The organism is Fulvivirga sedimenti, assembly GCF_020328055.1.
Genome location: NZ_JAIXNE010000001.1, coordinates 674,015 through 695,249, shown reverse-complemented (window position 1 = coordinate 695,249; position 21,235 = coordinate 674,015). Strand labels below are relative to the sequence as shown.

23 protein-coding genes are annotated in these 21,235 nt (G+C 46.0%); 7 read left to right on the top strand and 16 right to left on the bottom strand.

Translation table 11 applies throughout. From position 1 onward, the window contains the following. Window positions 1-52 precede the first annotated feature (52 nt). Window positions 53-1,177 carry a DNA polymerase III subunit beta gene (dnaN, locus tag LDX50_RS03185; protein ID WP_225696961.1) on the top strand — a complete coding sequence of 375 codons (1,125 nt, stop codon included), beginning with the start codon at window positions 53-55 and terminating at the stop codon, window positions 1,175-1,177. 193 nt (window positions 1,178-1,370) lie between these two features. Here the strand turns inward: dnaN and LDX50_RS03180 are convergent, their stop codons facing one another. Both LDX50_RS03180 and LDX50_RS03175 read right to left on the bottom strand, forming a co-directional pair. Further along, window positions 1,371-2,384 carry a DUF481 domain-containing protein gene (locus LDX50_RS03180; RefSeq protein WP_225696960.1) on the bottom strand — a complete coding sequence of 338 codons (1,014 nt, stop codon included), beginning with the start codon at window positions 2,382-2,384 and terminating at the stop codon, window positions 1,371-1,373. Between the two features lie 7 nt (window positions 2,385-2,391). Beyond that, window positions 2,392-2,715 (bottom strand): cupin domain-containing protein, encoded by a 324-nt coding sequence (locus tag LDX50_RS03175; RefSeq protein ID WP_225696959.1) that lies wholly within the window; start codon window positions 2,713-2,715, stop codon window positions 2,392-2,394. Window positions 2,716-2,830: 115 nt separating this feature from the next. On the opposite strand from LDX50_RS03175, the gene LDX50_RS03170 reads away from it, so the two are divergent. Then, window positions 2,831-3,721: an SDR family NAD(P)-dependent oxidoreductase gene (locus LDX50_RS03170; RefSeq protein ID WP_225696958.1), complete on the top strand. Its 891-nt coding sequence runs from the start codon at window positions 2,831-2,833 to the stop codon at window positions 3,719-3,721. Between the two features lie 60 nt (window positions 3,722-3,781). Here the strand turns inward: LDX50_RS03170 and LDX50_RS03165 are convergent, their stop codons facing one another. The 4 genes from LDX50_RS03165 to LDX50_RS03150 all read right to left on the bottom strand — a co-directional run bounded on the left by LDX50_RS03165 (window position 3,782) and on the right by LDX50_RS03150 (window position 8,875). Then, the gene (locus tag LDX50_RS03165) at window positions 3,782-4,597 is read right to left on the bottom strand and encodes a mechanosensitive ion channel family protein (protein ID WP_225696957.1); all 816 of its coding nucleotides are present in this window, start codon (window positions 4,595-4,597) and stop codon (window positions 3,782-3,784) included. A 65-nt stretch (window positions 4,598-4,662) separates the two neighbouring features. After that, complete coding sequence (murA, locus tag LDX50_RS03160; protein ID WP_225696956.1) at window positions 4,663-5,970, bottom strand: UDP-N-acetylglucosamine 1-carboxyvinyltransferase; 1,308 nt, start codon at window positions 5,968-5,970, stop codon at window positions 4,663-4,665. Continuing rightward, complete coding sequence (locus LDX50_RS03155) at window positions 5,970-6,611, bottom strand: DUF4290 domain-containing protein (protein ID WP_225696955.1); 642 nt, start codon at window positions 6,609-6,611, stop codon at window positions 5,970-5,972. The genes murA and LDX50_RS03155 overlap by 1 nt, the downstream gene beginning before the upstream one ends. An 8-nt stretch (window positions 6,612-6,619) precedes the next feature. Then, window positions 6,620-8,875, bottom strand: a complete 2,256-nt coding sequence (locus LDX50_RS03150) for an ATP-dependent helicase (protein WP_225696954.1) — start codon at window positions 8,873-8,875, stop codon at window positions 6,620-6,622. Window positions 8,876-8,993: 118 nt separating this feature from the next. Between LDX50_RS03150 and LDX50_RS03145 the strand changes: the two genes are divergently transcribed. Then, complete coding sequence (locus tag LDX50_RS03145; RefSeq protein ID WP_225697569.1) at window positions 8,994-9,560, top strand: DUF3109 family protein; 567 nt, start codon at window positions 8,994-8,996, stop codon at window positions 9,558-9,560. Here LDX50_RS03145 and LDX50_RS03140 read toward each other — a convergent pair. From LDX50_RS03140 to pdxA, 10 genes are all read right to left on the bottom strand, one after another. Continuing rightward, entirely contained in the window at window positions 9,557-10,234 is a 678-nt protein-coding gene (locus LDX50_RS03140) for an outer membrane beta-barrel protein (protein ID WP_225696953.1), read from the bottom strand. The two genes, LDX50_RS03145 and LDX50_RS03140, sit on opposite strands and share 4 nt — an antisense overlap. Window positions 10,235-10,250: 16 nt before the next feature. Then, a complete protein-coding gene (gene accC, locus LDX50_RS03135; protein WP_225696952.1) occupies window positions 10,251-11,594 on the bottom strand; it encodes an acetyl-CoA carboxylase biotin carboxylase subunit in 1,344 nt (447 codons plus the stop codon). Between the two features lie 39 nt (window positions 11,595-11,633). Beyond that, the gene (gene accB / locus LDX50_RS03130; protein WP_225696951.1) at window positions 11,634-12,113 is read right to left on the bottom strand and encodes an acetyl-CoA carboxylase biotin carboxyl carrier protein; all 480 of its coding nucleotides are present in this window, start codon (window positions 12,111-12,113) and stop codon (window positions 11,634-11,636) included. A 22-nt stretch (window positions 12,114-12,135) separates the two neighbouring features. Then, window positions 12,136-12,702, bottom strand: a complete 567-nt coding sequence (gene efp / locus LDX50_RS03125) for an elongation factor P (RefSeq protein WP_225696950.1) — start codon at window positions 12,700-12,702, stop codon at window positions 12,136-12,138. Between the two features lie 45 nt (window positions 12,703-12,747). After that, window positions 12,748-13,746 carry a beta-ketoacyl-ACP synthase III gene (locus LDX50_RS03120; RefSeq protein ID WP_225696949.1) on the bottom strand — a complete coding sequence of 333 codons (999 nt, stop codon included), beginning with the start codon at window positions 13,744-13,746 and terminating at the stop codon, window positions 12,748-12,750. 12 nt (window positions 13,747-13,758) lie between these two features. Further along, on the bottom strand, window positions 13,759-14,700 hold the full coding sequence (plsX, locus tag LDX50_RS03115) for a phosphate acyltransferase PlsX (protein ID WP_225696948.1): 942 nt from the start codon (window positions 14,698-14,700) through the stop codon (window positions 13,759-13,761). 12 nt (window positions 14,701-14,712) lie between these two features. Then, window positions 14,713-14,904, bottom strand: coding sequence for a 50S ribosomal protein L32 (gene rpmF, locus LDX50_RS03110; RefSeq protein WP_225696947.1), 192 nt, complete (start codon window positions 14,902-14,904; stop codon window positions 14,713-14,715). A 27-nt stretch (window positions 14,905-14,931) separates the two neighbouring features. Continuing rightward, window positions 14,932-15,453, bottom strand: a complete 522-nt coding sequence (locus LDX50_RS03105; RefSeq protein WP_225696946.1) for a YceD family protein — start codon at window positions 15,451-15,453, stop codon at window positions 14,932-14,934. A gap of 100 nt (window positions 15,454-15,553) precedes the next feature. Beyond that, entirely contained in the window at window positions 15,554-15,940 is a 387-nt protein-coding gene (locus tag LDX50_RS03100) for a TerB family tellurite resistance protein (RefSeq protein ID WP_225696945.1), read from the bottom strand. 98 nt (window positions 15,941-16,038) lie between these two features. Further along, a complete protein-coding gene (pdxA, locus tag LDX50_RS03095) occupies window positions 16,039-17,073 on the bottom strand; it encodes a 4-hydroxythreonine-4-phosphate dehydrogenase PdxA (protein WP_225696944.1) in 1,035 nt (344 codons plus the stop codon). A gap of 80 nt (window positions 17,074-17,153) precedes the next feature. Here pdxA and rsmA point away from each other — a divergent pair, with 80 nt between their 5' ends. The 4 genes from rsmA (at window position 17,154) to LDX50_RS03075 (ending at window position 21,159) form a co-directional block, all read left to right on the top strand. Next, entirely contained in the window at window positions 17,154-17,930 is a 777-nt protein-coding gene (gene rsmA / locus LDX50_RS03090) for a 16S rRNA (adenine(1518)-N(6)/adenine(1519)-N(6))-dimethyltransferase RsmA (RefSeq protein WP_225696943.1), read from the top strand. Next, window positions 17,930-19,279, top strand: a complete 1,350-nt coding sequence (gene mgtE / locus LDX50_RS03085) for a magnesium transporter (RefSeq protein WP_225697568.1) — start codon at window positions 17,930-17,932, stop codon at window positions 19,277-19,279. The genes rsmA and mgtE overlap by 1 nt, the downstream gene beginning before the upstream one ends. Further along, the gene (locus LDX50_RS03080; RefSeq protein ID WP_225696942.1) at window positions 19,276-20,217 is read left to right on the top strand and encodes an NAD(P)-dependent oxidoreductase; all 942 of its coding nucleotides are present in this window, start codon (window positions 19,276-19,278) and stop codon (window positions 20,215-20,217) included. Before mgtE ends, LDX50_RS03080 begins: the two co-directional genes overlap by 4 nt. Window positions 20,218-20,316: 99 nt before the next feature. Beyond that, entirely contained in the window at window positions 20,317-21,159 is an 843-nt protein-coding gene (locus LDX50_RS03075) for a pentapeptide repeat-containing protein (protein ID WP_225696941.1), read from the top strand. Window positions 21,160-21,235: the final 76 nt, after the last annotated feature.

Genomic DNA, 21,235 nt, shown 5'->3' with positions numbered 1-21,235 from the left:
TTTTATTTTTAACTTTACCCAGTTTTAACAATCACTGCATAACGAACCCTACATGAAATTTATCGTTTCCTCTTCAGCATTGCTCAAACAGCTTTCGAGTATCAATGGTGTAATTACAACCAATCCTGTAGTTCCGATTCTCGAGAACTTCCTGTTTGAAATTTCGGAGGGCAAACTTGTGGTTACGGCCTCTGACCTGCAAACATCCATGATCACTGAACTTGAAGTTGAATCCCGTGAAAGCGGCAACATTGCCGTACCAGCGAAGATTCTTCTTGAGACTCTTAAGAATTTGCCGGAACAGCCTGTGACATTCTCCATTGATGAGGATTCGTACAGTGTTGAGATCAGCTCCGACAACGGTCGGTATAAGTTAGCTGGCGAAAATGCAACTGATTTTCCCAAAGTGCCTGCTGTGAGCGACGATTTCAGCGTGAACATGTCTACTGAAATTCTGTCCAGCGCAATCAACAATACGATCTTTGCTACGAGCAATGATGAACTGAGGCCGGCAATGACAGGGGTATATATGAATCTTACAGATACGAATACGACCTTTGTGTCGACCGACGGACATCGGTTGATCCGTTATCGTCGGGTGGACGTGGCTTCCGACAATGGCAATGCCATCATTATCCCCAGGAAGGCGTTGAATCTTCTGAAAAGTACACTACCCTCGGAGAATACGAATGTTTCCGTGGAGTTCAATATGTCCAATGCATTCTTCCATTTTGGGAATATCCGCATGATTTGTCGTCTGATTGATGAGCGATTCCCGGATTATGAGAATGTAATTCCTTCTGATAACCAAAATAAGATGGTGATCAACCGTCAGGAATTCCTTAGTTCCCTGAAGCGTATCGCAATCTATGCCAACAAAACGACACACCAGGTTCGACTGAAAATCACCGGAAGCGAACTGCAGATTTCTGCAGAGGATCTGGATTTCGCCAACGAAGCAAATGAACGTCTTTCCTGCGAACACGATGGAGGCGATATTGAAATCGGCTTCAATGCGCGGTTCCTGATCGAGATGCTGAATAACCTTCACTCAGACCGCATCGAACTGCATCTATCACAGCCCAACAAGGCAGGACTTATCGTTCCCGAAGAAAAGGATGATAATGAGGATATCCTGATGCTGGTGATGCCTGTGATGCTGAATAACTACGTTTAGAGCAGTGGAACACTTCGTTTAGTGGAACACTTTGTTCAGTGGAACAGTATGTTGTTTAGTTTATAGTGAATAATTTGAGTATTGTAAAGAATAGATACAAGACTTAATTACTAACAACTCCTAACCCACTGAGTGCAATGCTCCACTGTCCACTGAACGCAGTGCTCCACTGTCCACTGAAGGCAGTGAGCGCTCACCATTCCCACCCAAATGTAGTCTGCCATACATAATCCGCCTTGGTTGCGTTCATGACAGGCTGATTATCATAGTTGAGTGTAAGGCCGGATTTGATATAAAAATCTAATGGCAAATCGTATTTGAGATCTATGTTGAAGTCAAAGCGCACGCGGTTGGATTCGGAAAGACTTGGGTATACCGTGGCCTTGGTTAGCAGGCTGAAGTCGCCTATGTCGTAGAGGTTGAGCTCTGTAGCAAACCAGGCTTCCTCACTTTGACGGTCATCATCATCGATCTGATAATTCTCATTGTTAAAGGATACACCACCCATGAATCCCCAGTAATACTGGTTGGTGCGAAGAATGTATTTTCCAATTCCTACTTTTGTGTTTGTTCGCAGATCCAGTAGCTGTTCGGTGTTCGACAGGAAATCGAGCTGTGCAATAGCAAACCATTCTCTTGGCAGAACATACCTGAAACTGACCAATCCGTCTGTACGTTTTATATCTTCTACTTCATCCTGTTTACTTGAAAGGCTGTTATAGGTAGCATCGAGCGACCATCGTTCTGCAATGTAGCCAGCACTACTGCGGATAGTAAACTGACGTTGATTACGTGCCTTAGTGAGGCTGTAACCAAGGTCGATGGCTGCATAAAGTCTGTCAAGAAACCCCTGGTCAACTGATTTGAGAAAGACGATTTCATTAAACGGAACAATGGTGGTTTCACCTTCAACCGATGTAACACTTACCGAATTATTGTCGACAGATTCAATTGTTCCATATAAACGCCTTCCGTCTGTGGTGGAAACCAGCAGCAGGGATTTGGTCGACATATAACCGATTCCTTCCCATTCAATTTTAAAATCTGAATCACTGTAATCGGTTTCAATCTGGATGATTCCCCGATCCATAGACTTTATTTCTCCAACAATGAAATTGCCATTCTTAAAGACAATGCTATCAGGTTGCTGGGCGAAAAGGGAAATTGAAAAGAGTGAAAAAGTGAGTAGAAGTAGATTTTTTTTCATGTTTATTTTATTTAAGATCGTCACGTGTTGGGTTAAATACATCAATCACAATACATTCTGTTTTGGCATAGCCTGAATGTTTTACATTCGAGGGAATGGTTGCCGTCATTCCCGGACTCAGTTGCAGAACTTCCCCTTCCACTTCCATCTCCAGTTCCCCTGAGAGGACATGCGTCCATTGCTGATGCGGATGCGAGTGTTCAGGTAAATGCGCTCCTTTCTCCAGGGTCACGCGTGTCAGGGTGAAATTATCCGCATGTGCAATCGAAGCGGTTATACCGGGAAAGAGCTGCTTTTTTTCCAGTGTATTATAATCGATCAGGTATTTCATAGTTCATTATTAAATCCGTCGAAGAAACAAGTTAATGGTCTATTCTAAAAATCGCAATAAGTGGTTCATGCTTAGAATTATAATTTGTAACTTATTATTCTACATAATTGTTTAAATGGAAAACCGGCTGGCTGTCATAACTGGTGCCAATACGGGTATTGGCTTTCAAAGTGCAAGATCTCTTGCCCTTCAGGGTTATCATGTGATCCTCACAGGTCGATTCGAGGGAAAGATCGACTGGGCCTCCAGCACCATCAATGCAATGTGTGAAGAATCCGGTGCAACCGGGAAAGCCTTTCCCATGTTACTTGATCTGGCTTCTTTTGATTCAGTTCTTCAATTTGCCATTGATTTCGGACTGAAATATGATCGTTTGGATGTGTTGCTCTGTAATGCGGGTGTCATGAATGCCCCCTATACAATTACAGAGAATGGCTTTGAACTTCAGTTCCAGGTGAATTATCTATCCCATTACCTTTTGACGCGATTAATGATGCCCTATTTGCAGGATGCAGACAGCCCCAGGCTGATCCAGGTTACATCCATGTTAGGGGAGAGGGCAAAGAGCGGATCCCTGAAGATGTTCAGTGAGATTGCGAAAGTTTCTAAAGATCAATATTCACCGCTCCAATCTTACAAGGAATCCAAGCTCGCGCAGATGCTGTTAACACGTTATATCAACCGGATCTACCGGGAATTTCTTTTCACGGCAGCGGTACATCCCGGTGTGGTAAACTCTGATCTTTTTTATCGTCGCGTTCCGAAGATTGCCAAGAGCTTACTGAAACCTGTAGCCTGGCTTGGCTATGTTTCAGGGACGCTGAAAACGCCGTACGATGGTGCAGACACTTCCATTTGGCTGGCTGCTGAGAAAGAACCTTTGCCGTCGGGTAAATACTGGTATGAGCGCAAAACGAGGCCATGGAGTGAATATGCGTTGGATGATAATCTTGCTGCAGATCTCTGGGACTGGAGTGGTGAACAAGTGAGAACATTTCTTGGATAAAAAAAGGCCATCAAACTGATGGCCTCATTCTCATTCTCATTCTTAATATTGTGATTGCGTTTACGCTGTTTCCTGAAACAGATGAACATCTCTCTGCGGAAACGGAATGGAAATCCCTGCTGCATCGAATTCCTTTTTCACCCTTTCATGGAAATCAAAATATACATTCCAGTAATCGGCATTGGCTACCCAGGGCCTCACTTTAAAATTGACGGAACTATCGGCAAGTTCTGCAACCACTACCTGGGGTGCGGGTTCTGCAAGAATCCTTTCGTCGCTTTTCACCATTTGCATCAGAAGATCCTTGGTTTTCTTGATATCATCGCCATAACCTATTCCGAATACCATGTCAACACGACGTGTTTCCTCAGCTGAATAGTTTTTAATATTGTCATTTGAAAGCTTTCCATTGGGAATGGTGATCCGAACGTTATCAGGAGTAGTAAGGATGGTATTAAAGATTTGAATCTCACGAACTGTTCCTGCTTGACCGGCAGCTTCTACATAATCGCCCACTTTAAATGGACGTAATACTAAAATTATAACGCCCCCGGCGAAGTTTTGAAGTGTTCCCTGTAATGCCAGGCCGATTGCCAGACCGGCGGCACCAAGAATGGCTACGAAAGAGGTTGTTTCAATCCCCACGAATGATGCGGCGGTAATCAGAATGAGGACTGTAAGCGTGCTTTTAAACAGACTTTTGAGGAAAGGTCTGAGAGATTCGTCGATCTCCCGTTTTTTCATGATATTATTTATAGCCCTGGTTAGAAAGTTTCTTATCGGAAACCCTATAACCAGTACTAAAATTGCCTTACCCAGGGCAAGGACGATTTCGTAAAGTCCGTAATTCTGAAAGAATTCTCGAATTTGATCCATAGTGTAGTATCGGTTTGATTTTAATTTCAGATAATTTCAAACCGCTGCCGCCAAGGGCACGATTTCTAGTCCAACCGCTCTATGTTGGCCCCAAGAGCCTTGAGGCGTGCGTCAATATTCTGATATCCGCGATCGATCTGCTCAACATTGGATATCACACTTTCCCCTTCAGCTGACAAGGCCGCTATCAGAAGTGATACACCTGCGCGAATATCGGGGGATGACATTTTAATACCACGCAGATTTTGTTTTCTGTCCAGTCCGATTACGGTAGCCCTGTGGGGATCACAAAGAATGATCTGAGCCCCCATGTCGATAAGCTTATCGACAAAAAACAAACGGCTCTCAAACATCTTCTGATGTACAAGAACAGTTCCCTTTGCCTGGATGGCAGTAACCAGCACGATACTCAGCAAATCAGGCGTAAAACCTGGCCAGGGTGCATCGGCAACGGTCATGATCGAACCATCAATGAAGGTATCGATCTCGTAATGCTTCTGCGCAGGAATGATGATATCATCATTCTGAATCACCATCTGGATTCCCAGCCGTCGGAATACCTCAGGAATTAACCCAAGGTGCTCAACACCTGCTCCTTTGATGGTAATTTCGGACTGGGTCATGGCCGCGAGACCAATGAAGCTACCCACCTCAATCATATCCGGAAGCAGTGTATGTTCTGTTCCACCTAACTGCTTAACACCTTCGATGTGCAGGAGGTTTGATCCGAGGCCGGATATTTTTGCTCCCATACGGTTGAGCATACGGCATAACTGCTGAATGTAAGGCTCGCATGCTGCATTGTAGAGAGTTGTTGTTCCCTTCGACAATACGGCCGCCATAATAATATTGGCGGTTCCGGTCACCGATGCCTCATCAAGATGGATGTACTTCCCGTTCAGGTCGGTAGCATCGATCGAGTAGAAGGCGTCCTTGCTTGAATAATTAAACTTCGCGCCCAATGCCTGAAATCCCAGGAAGTGCGTATCCAATCTGCGGCGACCGATTTTATCTCCTCCCGGCTTTGGTATTTTCGCTTTGCCATATCTCGCCAAAAGCGGCCCCAGGATCATTATGGATCCTCGCAGGGATGCGGCTTTTTCCTTGTATTCCTTACTTTCCAGAAATTCTACGTTGATTTCCTTAGCTGTGATGCGGTACGATTCCTCATCCAGTTTTTCCACTTCCGCACCCATATCACCGATGAGTTCGATGAGCTTGTTTACGTCCCTGATATTGGGAATTTTATGAAGTGTAACAGGTTCGGCGGTTAACAGGGTCGCCGATATGATTTGAAGGGCTTCGTTTTTTGCTCCCTGGGGTATAATTTCACCCTTCAGGGCACTGCCCCCTTTAATTCGGAAAGAACTCATTAATTTCTTCTTCTGCGTCGGTTAGAATTGCCTTTAGATTTTCCCTGGGAGGATCGCTGTGAGCTCGCCTTACGGGGTTTTGTTTTGTAGAGCTTCTCGAACAGGTTATCCTCTTTCACCTTACCAAGATCAATATCAAGCTTTCCATCGGATATCGCTTTGATGTTGTCCAGTATCACTGCGTCATCAATAACCTCCTTGTTCCAGCTGGTGTAAAATGACTTCATCAGTTTACCGATGTAAATGATGGCGTTCTCACGCTCTGTCGGATCTTCTTTCTTGAGTGCCTCTTTAACGAGCAGCTCCAGGTTACGACCATAGTGCTTATACTTGATGCGGTTGCTCACGTAGGGCATTCGCTGAGGTTTTTTTGCCAGTACTTCCCTTTCAGGCATAGGGTACGGACTGTCAATATCCAGATCGAAGTCGGCGATGATGTACATATCATCCCAAAGTTTCTGGTTCGTCTCGGTTGTTTCCTTCACTGCGGGAGCGATCTGCTTCATAAGCTCGATCGTGACATGAGCCAATTCCGTTCTCTTTTCCTTGTCCTCAACTGTCTTTATGAATTCAACAATATTTTGGATGTTGCGTCCGTATTCTTTCAGGACTATCTGACTCTGGCTCGTGTTATATATCATAATGGCCGTTAATTCTCGTGTATTTTAAGTTTAGCAAAGCTAAGTAATAAAGTCTTTTCTCCAAAGTCATCAAAACTAACCTTGGCCTTGCGGTTTGCACCGCTCTCATCCATCTCCAGAACCTTGCCGTATCCGAATTTTGGATGTTCCACCCGCATGCCAGCCTGCAGGTTGCTTGTGTCACTCGGGGTGAAGTCGGCCGATGGCTGGTAATTGGATTTTTTCCTTACAGGGGTAGACGATGTAGTTTTCTTCATACCCGAAACGAATGATTTTGCATAGCTATCATTCGGAAGGGGTGTTGTATCCCGTGAGAATTTTTTGCTCACCTTCACATACGAAGGGTCAATTTCTTCAAGGAACCGGCTCGGTTCGCAGTTTTTCAACCGACCGAAGCGGTACCGGGTAAGAGCGTACGCCAGGAATAATTTAGATTTTGCACGGGTGATGGCCACGTAGAACAAACGGCGCTCTTCTTCCAGGTCGGCCCGGCTGTTCAGCATCATTTGTGACGGAAACAGATCTTCCTCCAATCCCACGATATATACATGGTTGAATTCAAGGCCCTTAGCCATATGAATGGTCATCAGGGTTACCTTATCACCATCATCGTCCTTTTCATTATCCAGCCCGGTAATCAACGCGACTTCCTGCAGGAAGGCCCCAAGGCTGCGGTCTTCCTTCTCCTCATCATCTGTGAATTCCTTGATGGCATTGAGGAGTTCCATCACGTTTTCGTAACGGTTCAGACCCTCTACAGTTTTATCTTCATAAAGCTCCCGCAGGATGCCGCTGCTCTTGGCGATCTGACTGGCTGCCTCATAGGCGTCCTGCTGTGTGATCTCATGCTGAAACCGTCGAATCATCACGTGGAAGTCAGCCACGGCAGCGGCAGCCCTGCCATCCAGAAAATGACTGGCATTTTCCAGTACCTCCCAAACGGATATCCCGTGATCATTGGCCGCAACGATGATCTTGTCTACCGTAGAGGCTCCAATACCTCGCTTTGGATAATTAATGATGCGCTTGAATGATTCTTCGTCTTTCGGATTCATGGTGAACCGTAAATAGGCCATCAGATCCTTGATCTCCTTACGCTGGTAGAAGGATACACCACCGATAATCTTGTATTTGATATTCATTCGCCGCAGCGCCTCTTCAATGGCCCTTGACTGGCTGTTTGTGCGATAGAGAATGGCAACTTCACTGTTATGGATCTGATGCTGCATCTTCTCTTCAAAAATGGAAGAGGCCACCAGTTTGCCTTCTTCATTATCTGAAGTGGCACGCAGCAGTTCGATAAGTGATCCCTCATCATTCGAGGTCCAGACCTTTTTAGGCAACTGGGCTTTATTCTTTTTTATGACTGAATTCGCTGCATTCACAATAGTCTGTGTGGAACGGTAGTTCTGTTCCAGCTTGATCACCCGCAGGTCGGGGTAGTCTTTTTCGAAATTCAGGATGTTCTGGATATCGGCCCCCCTGAAGGCATAAATACTCTGTGCATCGTCTCCCACCACGGCGATATTCTGCCGTACTGCTGATAATTTCCGAGTAATGAGGTATTGGGAAATGTTGGTGTCCTGAAACTCATCCACCATGACGTAGTGGAACCTCTGCTGATATTTATTCAGCACATCGATATGATCCTTAAAAAGAACATTCGTATTAAAAAGCAGATCATCAAAATCCATAGCGCCGGCTTTAAAGCAGCGCTCTGAATACGTTTTATAGATCTTACCCAGCTCAGGTTTCATATTGCTCTCATCATCGGCCTGGTAAACCGGATTGTTGAGGTATTCCCGCCAGGATATGAGACGGTTCTTTGCCGCTGAGATGCGGTTAAAGACCACATTTGGCTTGTACACCTTGTCGTCAAGCTGCATTTCCTTAACGATCGACTTGATCAGTGACTTGGAATCATCGGTATCGTAGATCGTGAAATTGCTCGGATATCCAAGGCGGTCGGCCTCGGCACGCAGAATACGTGCAAAAACGGAGTGAAATGTGCCCATCCACAGGTTTCTTGCGTCATTTCCGGCAACTCTTTCAATACGTTCGCGCATCTCACGCGCGGCTTTATTGGTAAACGTAAGTGCCAGAATATTGAAGGGATCAACTCCCTTATGATCGATCAGGTAAGCTATTCTGTAGGTAAGGACCCTTGTTTTTCCAGACCCTGCACCTGCAATAATCATCGTGGGCCCTTCGGTGTTGACGACCCCTTCATGCTGGGGTTCATTTAGACTCTTCAAATACTCCATTCTGCGACAAATATCATGGACAAATTTCCACTGCAAAAGTTACTAATTAATCCCTGTTTACCAATTTAATCGGACATCATAAAATCAGGAATACCAAATGATTTATCTTTGCGCTGTTATGATCGAACATGGTAAGGTTATTTTATCGGATGATGTGAAGGATAAATTCTTCGTTTGCAACCTGGAAAAGTGCAAGGGTGCGTGCTGCGTGGAGGGAGACCTGGGCGCCCCGCTTGAAGCAGATGAGCTTTCGGTAATGGAGAAAATTACAGAAGATGTGATGCCTTATCTGAGCGAAGAAGGAAAGAATGCTATCCTCGAGCAAGGGCCCTATATTCTTGATGAGGACGGCGATTACAGTACGCCGACGATTGGGGGCAGGGAATGCGCCTATGCCATCTATGACGATCGGGGTATTCTCAAATGTGGGATTGAGCAGGCGTACAACGATGGCAAGGTTTCATTTAAGAAACCCATCAGCTGCCATTTATACCCGATCAGGATTACCCGCTATGACGAATTTGAGGCAGCCAACTATGACCGCTGGTCTATTTGCAGTCCGGCTTGTGATCTTGGCAACGAACTTCACGTGCCGGTTTATAAATTTCTGCGTGACGCTCTTGTGCGGAAATACGGCGAAGTGTGGTTTGACGGACTTGTTGCCCTGATTGAGAAGGAGGGCTAGAGTTCATCGTAGGAGAGGGGGATCAGCAGACTAATCCGGAAGCCAAGGATGTTATCACTGCCGCCGGTACCGAGATCAGAAATGTTATCCAGGTAGTCGGTGAGCGGATTATGCCATCCGGCTTCGAATCCAACACCAAAATGATTATCGAAAACATATTGCACACCTACTTTCGTAGGGAGCATGAGCGTGATATTGCGATAACTTTCACCTTCGGCACGGGTGTCTGGCTGACCAGACAGTGACTCATCATTTTCATCCCGCGGATCAAATCTGAGCAGTCCAATGCCCTGCCCAATGTACAGGCCAAAGTTTGGTGTTTTGATCAGGTGATAATTGACCTGATAGGAGAATTCAATCAGTGAGGTAGAGAAAAACCGGTTCGGGGCGATGGCAGATGGCGGGATATCAAGTCTGCGGTTCTCACCCTTCACCGTACCGATAAGAAAGGTGAACTGGCCGTTCAGCCGTTCCTTGTGATTCAGGCGGAAACCCATGGCAAATGCCCCGTTAAACTGGGCATATTTATTCAGATCGCCGGCATAGGCAGGTATTTCAAATCCGACATGCAGCCATGATCCGGCTTTTTGATCCTGTGCCTGAATCCGGGCAGAACCCAGGATGACCAGAAAAAGCAGAAGCATCCCTTTCGTTGAAGGAATGCTTCGGTACATACGTTGATATGATATTTTACAATCCACTCAGATCGAAATCATCCATGAATTTTGTAGTGAAATCACCTTCCTTGAATTTTTCATTATCCATCAGTCTCAGATGGAAAGGAATGGTTGTCTTAATTCCTTCAATAACGAATTCGGATAATGCACGCTTCATGCGGGTAATTACCTCCGCCCGCGACTGACCGCTTACAATAAGCTTTGCGATCATCGAATCATAGTTCGGCGGGATGGTATAGCCAGCATACACGTGACTGTCGATCCGTACACCGTGTCCACCGGGCAGGTGGAGGTTGGTGATTTTCCCAGGAGAAGGTCTGAAGTTATTGCCCGGATCCTCCGCGTTGATACGGCATTCCATTGCGTAGAGCTTCGGGGTATAGTTCTTTCCAGAAATTTCGATTCCGGCTGCTACCTTGATCTGTTCCTTGATCAGGTCGAAGTCGGTCACTTCTTCTGTTATGGGATGTTCCACCTGGATCCTCGTGTTCATCTCCATAAAGAAGAATTCACCATGTTTATCCACCAGGAATTCAACAGTACCTGCGCCTTCATATTTGATGGCTTCAGCGCCCTTGATAGCCGCTTGTCCCATGCGTTCACGTAATTCAGGGGTCATGACCGGGGATGGTGTTTCCTCGATTAGTTTCTGATGACGACGCTGGATCGAGCAATCACGTTCCGAGAGGTGGCAAACTCTTCCATTTTTATCGCCGATTACCTGAATTTCGATATGCCTGGGTTCTTCAACAAATTTCTCAAGGTAGAGACCATCATTGCCGAATGCGGCACCCGCTTCCTGGCGGGCTGAATCCCATCCTTTCTTAAATTCACCGTCGTTCCGAACGATTCGCATCCCCCGGCCGCCGCCGCCTGCGGTGGCTTTCAGAATTACAGGATATTTTATCTTTTTTGCCAGTTTCAGTCCTTCCTCGACCGAGGATAGGAGACCTTCTGAACCCGGAACAGTAGGGACGCCTGCTGCGCGCATCGTCGCTTTTGCAGTGGCTTTATCCCCCATCCTGTTGATCATATCGGGAGAAGCACCAATGAATTTGATGTTGTATTCCTCACAGACTGCGCTGAATTCTGCATTTTCAGCCAAAAATCCGTATCCGGGATGTATGGCATCTGCATTGGTGATTTCTGCCGCAGCAATGATATTCGGAATATTCAGGTACGACTCGCTACTGGGAGCCCGTCCAATACAAACAGCTTCGTCGGCAAACCGGACATGGAGACTATCTTTATCCGCGGTGGAATAAACAGCCACGGTCCTAATATTCATTTCCTTGCAAGTGCGAATGATACGCAGTGCAATTTCCCCACGATTTGCAATCAGTATTTTATTAAACACAGTTTTTTGTTTTTGTGAATATTAAATGTTGGTTACAGATCACGAAGGATCAACAAGGAACAGCACCTGGTCATATTCAACAGGTGATGAATTTTCCACCATAACTTTTACGATGGTTCCCGCGACTTCCGATTCAATCTCATTGAAGAGTTTCATAGCCTCAACGATACAGACGGTAGAGCCCACTTCGACTTTATCGCCGACAGCAACAAATGCCGGGGAATCCGGATTAGGTGAGCGGTAGAATGTCCCGATCATGGGAGATTTAATTTCCAGGTATTTGCTGGTATCTGAAGCGGCTTCTGCAGGTTTTGTCTCGGCCGGAGCAGCAGACTGAGCGGCAGGAGCGGCTGCGGGAGCCGGAGCGGCCATCTGAACCGGAGCGGCCTCGATGTAGCTGTGCGGGTGATCCGCTTCTCGTTTCACCGATAGCTTCAGTTCCTCGGTCTCAATATTTACTTCATTAAGTCCGGTCTGGGAAATGAAGTCTATAAGGTCTCGGATTTCTTTGGTTTTCATAGCAAGTCTGTTAGGGTATGATTTATTCCTTTACGCGTTCCGAATAGGAATTTGTGCGTGTATCAATCTTTATTTTGTCTCCTTCATTAATGAAAAGAGGTACCTGAATTTCTGCTCCTGTTTCCAGTGTTGCCGGTTTTGTTGCGTTGGTCGCGGTATCACCCTTCAGTCCGGGTTCGCTGTAGGTTATTTCCAGCTCAACGAACGGTGGCAGTTCACATCCAAGGATCGCTTCTTTTTCAGCATGATAAATTACATCCACTTCCTGGCCCTCCTTCATCAGCTGTGAATTGTCGATCAGGGATTCATCCACAATGATCTGTTCAAAGGTATTGCTGTCCATCATGTGGCATCCCAGGTCATCTTTGTAAAGAAACTGATGCGGACGGCGTTCTACACGTGCCGTGGTAATTTTGACTCCGGCATTAAATGTGTTCTCAATCACCTTACCGGTGGTAAGGCTTTTCAGCTTTGTTCTTACGAAAGCGGGTCCCTTACCCGGCTTTACATGCTGGAATTCCACGATGGTATAAAGATCGTTATTGTATTCCAGACAAAGACCATTTTTAAAATCGGCGGTTGTAGCCATACGACGAGTTTATACTAAGTTACAAAATCAATTGATAAATGGAACCTATTCTGAATCGTAGGCCCATTTTACGTACATAGCTCCCCAGGTAAATCCTCCGCCAAATGCAGCAAGAATTAAGTTATCACCTTTGTGGAGTTGTTTTTCATAATCCCAAAGCAAGAGTGGGATAGTGGCCGCGGTCGTATTTCCGTAGCGTTCTATATTCATCATGACCTTGTCGTCATTGATTCCCATGCGGTTTGCGGTTGCATCGATGATCCGCTTGTTTGCCTGGTGGGCTACAAGCCAGGAGATATCTTCCGACTTAAGGTCGTTTCTTTCCATGATCTTCGCGGCGTAGTCAGCCATATTGGTTACCGCAAATTTAAATACGGTTGCCCCATCCTGACGGGCGAAGTGTTCACGTGCCTGAACCGTTTCAATGGAAGCAGGATAGCGGCTTCCTCCGGCTTTCATTTTAAGAAATTCAGCTCCCGAGCCGTCGGCTTTATGAATGGCATCCATGATTCCCACTTCCTCGGTCGTTGGCTCCAGAAGAACCGCGCCGGCACCGTCGCCGAAAATGATACAGGTAGTACGGTCAGTATAGTCTATGATTGATGACATCTTATCAGCCCCGATCACCATTACTTTCTTGTGTGTGCCGCTTTCAATGAATTTCGCACCTACCGTGAGCGCGTAGATAAATCCGCTGCAGGCAGCGCTTACATCAAAGCTGAAGGCGTTTGTGGCACCGATGCTGTCGGATACCAGGTTCGCAGTAGCAGGGAAAACCATATCGGGCGTTACCGTGGCGCAAACGATCAGTTCAATATCCTCAGGATTGGTATTGGTTTTCTCCAGCAATTTGCGAGCTGCTTCCGAAGCCATAACTGATGTTCCCTGGCCTTCACCCTTCAGGATCCGCCGTTCCTTAATCCCGGTACGGGAGGTGATCCATTCATCGCTGGTTTCAACCATTGTTTCAAGTTCAGCATTGGTGAGAACATAATCCGGGACATATCCCTGTACTCCGGTGATGGCTGCTCTTATTTTTGCCATAGGTGCGCCTTTTTAGTCTGTAAAATATTCTTTTAATGTCAGATAGAGATTCGATTCAGCCATTCTGTGCGTCAGCATGATCATATTCTCAATCGCTTTCGGACTGGATTTTCCATGGCCGATGACCACATTTCCATTCACACCAAGTATAGGACTTCCACCGATTTCTTCATAATTAAACCGGTCGAAATATTCATTCCTGATTTTCCTGGACTGAATCATATCAAAAAATGATTCTGCGAGTTTCAGAATTACATTACCTGTAAATCCGTCGCAAACGATTACGTCGGCCTTGTCATTAAAGACGTCACAGCCTTCGATATTGCCTATAAAATTTACCTTATTCGTGATTTTGAACAGCTGGTGGGCGGCTTGCATGAGAAGTGTCCCTTTTTGTTCCTCTTCTCCGAGGTTCATAAGGCCTACCTTCGGTTCATCAATTCCCAGGACCCGATTGGCATACATCGAACCAATCTCCCCAAACTGAAAAAGGACGTCCGGCTTGCAATCTGCATTTGCCCCAACGTCCATAATAATGCCAAAGCCTCCGTTTTCTTTCGGTACGAAACCAGCGATTCCCGGGCGAATTACACCTTCAATTGCTTTAATTGAAAACATGGCCCCTACGTGCATGGCTCCTGTATTACCCGCACTGCAGAAGCCCTGTACTTCCCGGCTTTTGAGAAGGCGGAAGCCAACAGGTATGCTGGCATTCTGTTTCTGTGAAATTGCGCGGGTCGGATGTTCACCCATATCGATGACATCCGGTGCGTGGAGAATTTCTATACGATCGTCGCTGATGTTAAATTGCTCCAGCTTTTGCCGGACAACGTCCTCAATTCCGATCAGGACCAGCCGGTCCTCTTCCGCAAATTGCTTTACGGCAAGTCCTGCACCCTGAATTGTTGCGTCAGGGGCAAAATCTCCACCCATTGCATCTACGGCAATTTTCAAAATTCCAGATTCTTATGCCAGAACTTCCTTCTCCATCACCACTTTACCTTTGTAGTAAAGTTTGCCTTCGTGCCAGAATGCACGGTGCGGCAGGTGATGTTCACCGGTTGTAGGGCAGATCGCCAGCTGCTTTGCTGTCGCTTTGTAATGGGTTCTACGCTTGTCCCTGCGGGTTTTAGATATTTTTCTCTTCGGATGCGCCATCTCTCTGTTATTTTCTACTTGTTATTTTTAATTCTTTTTCAGCTTTTTCAACATTTCCCACCGGGGATCCGTCTCGTCGCTGTCATTATCTTCAGTATGCTCTGTTTCGGAGGTATATATAATCTCCTCTTCAGATTCATCTTCCAGATCCGGATGAACCTTTTTCATCGGGACTGCCAGAATTATGAACTCATAAATGAAACCGGAGAAGTCGATCCGCTGTGTATTGCGGGTGATGATATACACATCATCATCCATCTCCATCTCTTCATCACCAAACTTGAAAAGCACCTCATGCGCTTCGTTCATGTCGTAGGTAAACTCACGCAAACTGCGGTCGCATACCAACGGAAGACCCACTTTAAAGTCCATTTCCGCCCGGATCAGCGATTCCTGCTTTGTTAAAGTCAGAAATACTTTTCCAGACGCATTTGTTACCGGGCTTCCCTCAAACTGCTGAAATAAGTCCGCGTCAATACCAAACTCATACGAATATGTTCCTGGTTTGAGGCGGAAAATATCAACGGAATACTTTTCTTTCGACTTCACGGCCTTTCCCGGTAATTTAAGGTTGCAAAGTTAAGAATATTCTTGAAATAGTAAATATTGAATCGAAAAATTAGAATGACTCGAAAATAGACAGAAAAGCTCAGGTGAAATCTCTGAATACAATATGCTTCAGTTCATCATATTCATGCTGATGCAGATTATCCTTCAGGTAGTCGACAACCGATTTCTTAAAATCCAGTTTGATAGCGATGTTATGGCAAAACAGCAGTTCACTGTCGAAAATCTTTTTATCGATGAGCATCAGATCGATGCAATTATACAGGTAATCAAATCGCTGATTTTCACTTAATGCGCCAAATGATCCGATAGGTTCAGGTTCGCGGATTAATTCACGGACACCCTCAGGCGGAAAATTCTTCTTCCTTGCCAGGTTATAAATCAGTTCCCGTTCTTTCTCAGAGAAATGCTTATCGGCCTGGGCAAGTTGTATGAGTATGTTGAGTTGTTTCCGTGTTACAATGTCCATAGGACAACCGATTTCTGGCTAAATATAAATAATTCAAAGAAAATTAAGCAAGAATTATGATTACAGCGGGCTTTAGTGGTAAAATAATTGAAATATTTTCAATCTGCGGCAGCAACGGGCATATTCTTCATCCTTACTTTGAGAATATCGTAGGCCATGAAAATAGCAGCACGCATTGAATTTTCATTCGCCGCGTTCTTACCGGCAAGGTCATACGCCGTACCGTGATCGGGTGAAGTTCGAATGATGGGTAATCCCGCCGTAAAGTTTACACCCTGCTGTGAGGCAATCGTCTTGAACGGGATCAGACCCTGATCATGATACATGGCCAGAATGCCGTCATAGTTGCGGTACTGCCCTTTGCCAAAGAAACCATCTGCAGGAAACGGCCCGAATACCAGCTTGCCTTTGTCTTTGAATTCCTTTATGACCGGCGCAATCACTTCCTGGTCTTCAGTGCCCAGTAACCCGTCCTCACCTGCATGCGGGTTCAGTCCGAGTACCGCAATTTTTGGCTTTCCAATCCCAAAATCCTCCCGCAGTGAGGTTTCCATAATTTTAAGCTTCCGGCTAATGAGGCCTTTGGTGAGTTTTTTGCTCACATCTTTCAATGGGATGTGACCGGTAACCACGCCGATGCGCAGATCTTCCGAAACCATGAACATCAGACTGTCCTGCGCACCGAACGCCGAGGCAAAATATTCGGTATGTCCGGCAAACCTGAATTCGTCACGCTGAATGTTATGCTTGTTAATCGGAGCGGTCACCACCGCGTCGATAATACCGGCATTAAGGTCTTTTACGCTTTGTTCCAGTGCCATGAATGAACTTGTGCCGCCCGACTCTGTAACTTGCCCCATTTCGATGGGCAGCATTTCGTCCCAGCAGTTAACCACATTGATGTTCTTATGCTGCACTTCATTTTTGAAGGAGGAATAATTGAAATTTTCGATATTCAGGGCTTTCCGGTAAAAGGCCAGAACCTTGGTGGAACCATAGATGACCGGGGTCATGTAATTCAGAATCCGGTTATCGGCCAGCGCTTTTATGACGACCTCAGGTCCGATGCCATTAATATCTCCCAGTGTAATCCCTATTACGGGTTTCTCCTTATATTTCGAATGAGTGCTCATTATTTTTACTTACTTTAGCCCGCACAAAATCTGCCGCATTTCCATTGCAATTTACATGATTTTGCTCCAGAGAAAAAAACATGGTAAGAGCGAAGAAGCACCTTGGACAACATTTTTTGAAAGACGAGCAGATTGCGCGGCGTATCGCTTTTTCCTTGTCGGCCGACGGTCTTTTTTCACAAGTCCTGGAAATCGGGCCGGGTACGGGCGTACTCACCCGTCACCTTCTCGAGCAATGGAGGGGGAGGCTTACCCTGGTTGAGCTCGACCGGGAGTCTGTCGCGTATCTCAAAAAGAATTTTGACCATTCTGATTTCGTGTTGATTGAGGGAGACTTCCTGCGGATGGACCTGACTTCGTTGATGCAGGAGCCGTTTGCCATCATCGGAAATTTCCCCTACAACATTTCTTCGCAGATCTTTTTTAAGGTTCTGGAACACAGGGACCAGGTGATGGAAGTGGTGGGCATGCTCCAGAAGGAGGTTGCAGAGCGACTTGTCTCTCCACCCGGAAACAGGGACTACGGAATCCTGAGTGTCTTTCTGCAGGCATATTATGATATGGAATATTTATTCACGGTGGAACCCCATGTTTTCAATCCCCCGCCGAAGGTCCGTTCGGGTGTGATACGCCTGCGCAGGAATTCGGTTACTTCTCTCGGGTGCGATGAAATACTGTTCCGGCAAATCGTAAAACAGGGCTTTCAAAACCGCAGAAAAACATTGCGAAACGCATTAAAACCTCTAAATTTACCGTTTGATTCTGTTCCGGATTCGACCCTCGGAGCCCGGGCAGAACAACTTTCCGTCGACGAATTTGTAGAACTCACAAAACAGTTGCAGTCTTGGAAGAGCTGATGCAATTTGAACTATCAAAGGAGTATCGTGAACGACTGCAGCATGCGGTTGATAATCACGATGACGCCTTTATTGTGCAAACACTCGAAGGTGTTAATTCAGCGGATGTTAGTACGCTTCTGAACGAGTTTGATACCGACGATTCCAAGTATGTAATAGACCTTCTCGACCCTGAGATCAGGGCGGAAATCATTAACGACCTTGACGAGGACACCCGGGAAAAATTTCTCCGGGCGTTCGATACCCCGCAGATCACGGAGATCGTAAATTATCTCGATTCTGATGACGCCGTGGATATCCTGAATGAGCTTCCTGTAAAAGAACGGGAGGAGGTTATCGCCGGGCTGGATAACCAGGAGAAGGAAGCCAATATCCTGGATCTTTTGCGGTATGAGGATGATATCGCCGGCGGTCTCATGGCAAAGGAGCTTATCAAGGCAAATGTCAACTGGTCGATAGACCGGTGTATTGAAGAAATTCGCCGCCAGGCTGAAAATGTGGAGAAGATCTTCCAGATTTATGTGGTAGATAATGAGGAGAAGCTGATCGGCAAGGTATCCCTGAAGAAACTGATTCTCGCCACGAATGAGAAACGTGTTGAAGACATTTATGAAACTGACGTGATCGCTGTTGAAACGTACATGTCGGTCGAGGAAGTTGCCCAGGTTATGCGTAAATATGATTTTGAGGCTGTTCCGGTCGTGAATGTGCAAGGGAAACTTCTCGGCCGCATTACAATCGATGATGTTGTGGATGTGATTTCGGAGATTGCCGAGGAAGAACGCCAGATCATGTCGGGTATCTCTGAGGATGTGGAGGAAGATGACAGTGTCTGGATGCTCACCCGTGCCCGTCTGCCCTGGCTGATCATCGGAGTGGTGGGCGGATTTGTAAGTGCCAAATTCATGGGCGTATTCGAGGCGGAGCTGATTCGTATAACCGCCATTGCCTTTTTTATACCGCTGATTCAGGCAACAGGAGGAAATGTGGGAATCCAGTCCTCATCAATTGTGCTTCAAACCCTCGCGAATCCGTCGGCCTTTAGCGAAAGCCTGGTACGCCGACTGCTAAAGGTATTGCTGGTCGCTGCGTTGAACGGACTGGTACTGGCGCTGTTGGTATACGGTTTTAATATGATCACGGGTGGTGAGATTAGTCTTTCTATCATTGTCTCCTGCGCACTTTTTTGTGTTGTACTGGTTGCTTCTTTCATGGGCACCATCACACCCCTCATTCTGGATAGTTTCGGATTTAACCCTGCCCTGGCTTCTGGTCCGTTCATTACTACGATAAATGATCTCCTGGGTCTCGGTATTTATTTCTACACCGTTCATCTTTTCCTGTCATGATCACTTGTCTTGTTGCTGATACGATGCATGAAAGTCTTTTTCCCATGCTGGAAGGTCTGGGAATTCAATATCACTATAATCCGGAGATCCGGCGTGATGAGATCAAGGCCATGCTGCCCGAACTGGACGGCATTATTATCCGCAGTAAGACACGTATCGATGCAGATCTCCTGGCAGGAAGCGGCCGACTTAAATTTGTGGCCCGCGCTGGTGCCGGAATCGATAACCTTGATGAGGAAGTACTGAAGCAACGGGGAATTGAGATTATCAATGCCCCTGAAGGAAATCGCAATGCGGTAGGTGAGCAGACGCTCGGCATGCTGCTGGCATTGATGAATAATCTCATGAAGGCAGACAGGGAGGTGCGCGGATTCACCTGGGACAGGGAAGGGAACCGCGGCTATGAACTGGCTGGAAAAACAGTTGGTATCATTGGATATGGCAATATGGGAATGACCTTTGCGCGGAAATTATCGGGCATGGAATGTAATGTTTTGGCCTATGATAAGTACAAAGAGAACTATGCCGACCGATTTTGTACAATCTCTGGCATGGACAGGATCTTTGAGGAGGCAGATGTTGTAAGCCTTCATATTCCGCTTACTGAAGAAACCAACGGGATGGTTAATGACGTATTTCTGGATTCATTTGTCAAGCCCGTTTACCTGTTGAATACGGCCCGGGGCGAGATTGTTTCCCTCTCAGCGGTTCTGAATGGTCTTCAGACAGGAAAACTCAGGGGAGCGGCATTGGATGTGCTTGAAAACGAAAAACTGAATACACTCACCCGGGAACAGAAGGAAACACTTGAAGCCCTGGCGAGGCGGGATGATGTATTGCTCTCGCCTCACGTCGGAGGCTGGACTTTTGAGTCATATGTAAGAATAAACGAGGTTTTAACCGCCAAACTGGCCGAAATCCTGCCCGGCCTTTCATAAAATTTTAAGATATTGCTGGTATAAAGAGTTACAAAATGTCCGGTAGCTGAATCCATGGGTTACGGATGTTATTTTTTTACAACCATCATCTTATTTTTTATGTTTTTTTTGAGGCAGGGAGAGCGAATCAGAGACCGGATCAATGCAATTATTGAAAAGCCTATTCTTACATCGGCACTGGTATTGCTGTTTCTCACCATTGTGGTCATTGGTTTCAGCCTCAAATACTACCTGGCAGATTTTAATAATTTCTTCGCACAGGTTATGGCCGAAGCGCATGGAATGCTATTCGATATTGCTGTAATCGGTATCCTGATATTCTGGTTAAACAAAAACGGCGAGGTTCGGCAGCGAATTCGCACCTACAAGGATGAAATTGATGATTTCCGCCTGTGGGAATCAGACGAAGCCGCATTCCGGACCGTAGGTAACATTAAACGACTCAATCGTCATGGGATCAATGAGGTGAACCTCGTAAACTGTTATCTTACCCGAACTAATCTCAATTATGTGAATCTTGCCGGGTCGAATATGAATTCGGCCAATATTTCGAATGCCTTCCTCATAGAGACGAATTTAGAGAATGCGCGGATGAACCAGACGAATCTCGAAAATTCTAATCTGAATCAGGCGCAACTCAACGGAGCCTATGCCAGCGGAGCCAATTTCAGAAACTCCTATCTGATCAAGGCCGACCTTGAAAATGCGTTTCTGATCAAGGCGGATTTCAGGAATGCATTTCTGATGGAAGCTTCGTTGAAAAACTGTTATCTTACCGGGGCAAACTTTGAAAATGCCAGTCTGTACAAGGCTGATCTTCGGGGTGCCAAGGGTTTGACGGCTGAACAACTCATGAAAGCTAAAACCCTCTATCTGGCCCAGTTAGATCCTGAAATCATGGATCAGATCAGTCATCAAATTCCGGAACTGGTGGGTAAGTAGATCGGCTTCCTGTTTGTAAATCGCCGGATTAACATTAACTTTGTATTAACGTAAAACGAAATTGAATGCGACGGTT

What these genes read in the sequence shown, in the direction of transcription:
- dnaN (WP_225696961.1), top strand. Translation starts at nt 53, where the DNA reads ATGAAATTTATCGTTTCCTCTTCAGCATTGCTCAAACAGCTTTCGAGT.
- LDX50_RS03180 (WP_225696960.1), bottom strand. Translation starts at nt 2,384, where the DNA reads ATGAAAAAAAATCTACTTCTACTCACTTTTTCACTCTTTTCAATTTCC.
- LDX50_RS03175 (WP_225696959.1), bottom strand. Translation starts at nt 2,715, where the DNA reads ATGAAATACCTGATCGATTATAATACACTGGAAAAAAAGCAGCTCTTT.
- LDX50_RS03170 (WP_225696958.1), top strand. Translation starts at nt 2,831, where the DNA reads ATGGAAAACCGGCTGGCTGTCATAACTGGTGCCAATACGGGTATTGGC.
- LDX50_RS03165 (WP_225696957.1), bottom strand. Translation starts at nt 4,597, where the DNA reads ATGGATCAAATTCGAGAATTCTTTCAGAATTACGGACTTTACGAAATC.
- murA (WP_225696956.1), bottom strand. Translation starts at nt 5,970, where the DNA reads ATGAGTTCTTTCCGAATTAAAGGGGGCAGTGCCCTGAAGGGTGAAATT.
- LDX50_RS03155 (WP_225696955.1), bottom strand. Translation starts at nt 6,611, where the DNA reads ATGATATATAACACGAGCCAGAGTCAGATAGTCCTGAAAGAATACGGA.
- LDX50_RS03150 (WP_225696954.1), bottom strand. Translation starts at nt 8,875, where the DNA reads ATGGAGTATTTGAAGAGTCTAAATGAACCCCAGCATGAAGGGGTCGTC.
- LDX50_RS03145 (WP_225697569.1), top strand. Translation starts at nt 8,994, where the DNA reads ATGATCGAACATGGTAAGGTTATTTTATCGGATGATGTGAAGGATAAA.
- LDX50_RS03140 (WP_225696953.1), bottom strand. Translation starts at nt 10,234, where the DNA reads ATGTACCGAAGCATTCCTTCAACGAAAGGGATGCTTCTGCTTTTTCTG.
- accB (WP_225696951.1), bottom strand. Translation starts at nt 12,113, where the DNA reads ATGAAAACCAAAGAAATCCGAGACCTTATAGACTTCATTTCCCAGACC.
- efp (WP_225696950.1), bottom strand. Translation starts at nt 12,702, where the DNA reads ATGGCTACAACCGCCGATTTTAAAAATGGTCTTTGTCTGGAATACAAT.
- LDX50_RS03120 (WP_225696949.1), bottom strand. Translation starts at nt 13,746, where the DNA reads ATGGCAAAAATAAGAGCAGCCATCACCGGAGTACAGGGATATGTCCCG.
- rpmF (WP_225696947.1), bottom strand. Translation starts at nt 14,904, where the DNA reads ATGGCGCATCCGAAGAGAAAAATATCTAAAACCCGCAGGGACAAGCGT.
- LDX50_RS03100 (WP_225696945.1), bottom strand. Translation starts at nt 15,940, where the DNA reads ATGGACATTGTAACACGGAAACAACTCAACATACTCATACAACTTGCC.
- pdxA (WP_225696944.1), bottom strand. Translation starts at nt 17,073, where the DNA reads ATGAGCACTCATTCGAAATATAAGGAGAAACCCGTAATAGGGATTACA.
- rsmA (WP_225696943.1), top strand. Translation starts at nt 17,154, where the DNA reads ATGGTAAGAGCGAAGAAGCACCTTGGACAACATTTTTTGAAAGACGAG.
- mgtE (WP_225697568.1), top strand. Translation starts at nt 17,930, where the DNA reads ATGCAATTTGAACTATCAAAGGAGTATCGTGAACGACTGCAGCATGCG.
- LDX50_RS03080 (WP_225696942.1), top strand. Translation starts at nt 19,276, where the DNA reads ATGATCACTTGTCTTGTTGCTGATACGATGCATGAAAGTCTTTTTCCC.
- LDX50_RS03075 (WP_225696941.1), top strand. Translation starts at nt 20,317, where the DNA reads ATGTTTTTTTTGAGGCAGGGAGAGCGAATCAGAGACCGGATCAATGCA.